At 45.6% G+C, this 417-nt stretch carries 1 protein-coding gene; it reads left to right on the top strand.

Going from position 1 to position 417, the window contains the following annotated elements:
• A partial coding sequence (locus D7V77_RS45455) for a hypothetical protein (protein WP_147452396.1) occupies positions 1-196 on the top strand: 196 nt, incomplete at its 5' end.
• Positions 197-417 lie beyond the last annotated feature (221 nt).

Below are 417 nucleotides of genomic sequence, written 5' to 3'. Positions count from 1 at the left end.
GGCTTATATGGAGCAGTCGAGGGTCTTCGTCGGCATGGTGCTGATTCTTATTTTCGGCGAGGTCCTGGGTCTCTACGGGTACGTTTTTCAGACCAAAGACTGGAAGAGCAGCCATACATTCGGAAATCTGTTTACTAACATAACACTTGCCAGCCTCATCGTTGCGCTTATCCTCAACACCAAGAGCAGGGGATGAAAGGTTTGCCTATTTTACCATGACAAACCACACAATACTATACGATACGACACAACGTAACGCAATGCCACGCAACGCAGTACGGAAGGAGAAAGATGAGGAAGGAGATATATCAGAACAGCACGTGTATTTCCCAGAGCGCAATGTATGTCATAGCTTGCATATTAGACGGCGTTTTATGGGGTATGTAGAAATATGGCTCAGCTTTAGAAGTCTTAACA

This window comes from Corallococcus sp. CA041A (assembly GCF_003612075.1).
Classification (GTDB): Bacteria; Myxococcota; Myxococcia; order Myxococcales; family Myxococcaceae; genus Corallococcus; species Corallococcus exiguus.
This window is presented reverse-complemented; position numbering and strand designations above follow the sequence as displayed.